Origin of the sequence: Sandarakinorhabdus sp., from assembly GCF_040398645.1 — a bacterium.
Taxonomy (GTDB): Bacteria; Pseudomonadota; Alphaproteobacteria; order Sphingomonadales; family Sphingomonadaceae; genus Sandarakinorhabdus.
The window spans coordinates 18,764-21,535 of sequence record NZ_JBBATR010000019.1 but is presented as its reverse complement, the minus strand read 5'-3'; the positions used below and the strand labels follow the sequence as shown (position 1 = coordinate 21,535).

The 2,772-nt window shown below is 66.3% G+C and carries 2 protein-coding genes; both read left to right on the top strand.

What is annotated here, in order from left to right; all coding sequences use genetic code 11:
- Positions 1–1,325, top strand: a 1,325-nt coding sequence (gene ppsR / locus ABWP50_RS06390) for a transcriptional regulator PpsR (protein WP_353217158.1), incomplete at its 5' end; no start/stop codon positions are given.
- 32 nt (positions 1,326–1,357) lie between these two features.
- Positions 1,358–2,772: NAD-dependent succinate-semialdehyde dehydrogenase (locus tag ABWP50_RS06385; protein ID WP_353217157.1), on the top strand; the 1,415-nt coding region annotated here is incomplete at its 3' end.

The following is a 2,772-nucleotide window of genomic DNA, read 5'->3' as shown; positions in this document are numbered from 1 at the left end:
CGCTGACCATGCGCGATGTGGGCCTGTGGCAAGGCCAGCTCTGGGCCCAGACCGCCCACGCCGACAGCCGCGACCAGATCAACGCCCTGCTCGGCAGTGGCAGCGCGCCGGCTTGGCGGCACAGCGTGCACAGCAGCGCCGCTGGGCCTTTGGCCATGCAGTGGCTGGCGCTGCCGCTGGCTGATGGCCGGCACATCGCCATTGGCCGTGACGAGCGGGCCACCGCCACCCTGCGGCAGCAGCTGGCCCGCGCCCAGCAAGCCGCTGACCGTGATGCGAGCCGGCTGCGCCAGCTTGAGGCGCGCCACCGCCTGCTGTTCGACACGGCCGACGAAGCCATCGTGATCATCGATGCCGCAAGCCGCCGCGTGCTGGAAGCCAACAGTGCCGCATGCCGGGTGGCGGGCCACGCCGATGGCGCACTGACCGGCCACAATTTCGCAAGCTTGGTGCACGCTGATGACCGCGACCTTGCCATCGCGGCGCTGGCCGCGCTGGCCGCCAGCGCCCATGCGCAGCCGCCGCAGCTGCGACTGGCTAATGGCAATCGCTGCACCGTCACTGCCAGCCTGTTCCGCCACGACCGCGACACGCGCCTGCTGCTGCGGCTGAACCCATTGTCGCCCGCCAGTGCCGGCAGCGGCCATCTGGCCAGCTTTGGTGAACGGCTGGCCGATGGCCTTGAGCGCCTGCCCGATGCCTTTGTACTGACCGACGACAATTTCGACATCATCGCTGGCAACACGGCGTTTCTTGATCTGGTTGGTCTTGCCCGCGGTGATGATCTGGTTGGCTTGCCGGTTGCGCGGTTTCTGGGCCGGCCGGGCATGGATCTGGGCCTGCTGATCGCTGGCCTGCGCCAGCATGGCCGGGTGCACAGCTTTGCCACGATGGTGCGTCCGGCGCATGGCCATATAACTGCCAGCGGCGAAGCCGTGGACGTGTCTGCGGTGTCATCCGGCCCGGCCGATCGCCTGCGGCACGGCTTTGCCTTGCGCCTCGCAACGCCGGCACCAGCCGCTACCAGCACGGAAAGCCTTTCTCCGGCCAGCCTGACCATGAGCCAATTGACCGACCGGGTCGGCCGCATGGCCCTCAAGGACATCGTGCGCGAATCAACCGACATGATCGAGCGTTTGTGCATCGAAGCGGCCTTGGCCTATTCCGAGGACAATCGCGCATCGGCCGCCGAAATCCTGGGCCTGTCGCGACAAAGCCTCTATTCAAAGCTGCATCGGCACGGCCTCGGCAATCTGGGCCTTGGCGCGCTGGACGCTGGCCCAGTTGACCTTGGCGGGGCTGGCAACAGCTACACCGCCAGTTAGCTCGCAGCCAAATCACCAACAGGACCATGGCAATGACCAGCGAATACACGGCCCAGCTTGCGCTGGTGATCGGCGGCGAATGGATCGCAGCCGGCAGCCGCGACACCCACAGCGTGATCAATCCCGCCACCGGCGGCGTGATCGGTGAATTGCCGTTGGCGTCGCCGGCCGATCTTGATCGTGCCCTGGCGGCAGCGGCGCACGGCTTTGTCATCTGGCGCGCGGCATCGGCAGATGAACGCGGCGCCGTGCTGGCAGGCGCGGCGCGATTGCTGCGCGAGCGCGGCGAACATATTGCCGCCATTGCCACGCTTGAACAAGGCAAGCCGCTGGCCGAAGCCCGCGCCGAAGTCGGCTATGCCGCTGCGCTCGTGGATTTTTATGCTGGTGAAGCCAAACGTGCCTATGGCCGGGTGCTGGTGCGGCCGCGCGGCAGCCGATCGCTGGTGCTGCGCGAGCCGATCGGCCCCGCCGCAGCGTTTTGCCCGTGGAATTTTCCGATCCTCAATCCAGCGCGCAAGCTGGCACCCGCGCTCGCCGCTGGCTGTTCGATGATCGTCAAGCCGCCCGAAGAAGCACCCGGCTCGGCGCTGGCCGTGGCCCGCTGTTTTCTGGATGCCGGTGTGCCGCCCGAGGTAATCGGCGTGGTGTTTGGCGTGCCCGATCAGGTGTCGCGCCATCTGATTGCATCGCCGGTCATCCGCAAGATCAGCTTCACCGGCTCCGTGCCGGTCGGCAAGCATCTCATGACGCTGGCCGCCCAGAGCATGAAGCGCACCACCATGGAGCTGGGCGGCCACAGCCCGGTGCTGGTGTTTGACGATTGCGATCTCGAAAAGACTATCGCGATGGTCAGCGCGTTCAAGTTCCGCAATGCCGGCCAAGTCTGCGTGTCGCCAACCCGGTTTTATGTACAAGAGGGAATTTACGACCGCTTTGTGGCTGGCTTTGCCGCGCGCGCTGATGCGTTGACGGTGGGCAGTGGGCTGGACCCGGCAACCACCATGGGTCCGCTGGCCAATCGCCGCCGCCCGGATGCCATCGAGGCGTTGGTGGCCGATGCCAAGACCGCCGGCGCGCGGGTTGCTGCTGGAGGACAGAGGGGCGGCGGGCAACACTCTGGCAAAACAGGGTTTTTCTTCCAACCCACGGTGCTGACCGACGTGCCGGACACTGCGCGCGCCATGAACGAGGAACCATTCGGGCCGCTCGCGCTGGTGCAACCGTTCCGCGCCATCGATGATGCCATCGTGCAGGCCAACCGGCTGCCATTCGGGCTGGCCGCCTATTGTTTCACCGAAAATGCTCGCCGCGCCAATGTCTTGGGCGATGCCATCGAAGCCGGCATGATCGGCATCAACACCATGGGCATGAGCCATGTTGATGCGCCATTTGGCGGCGTGAAGGATTCGGGCCACGGATCGGAAGACGGGCCAGAGGGCATGCA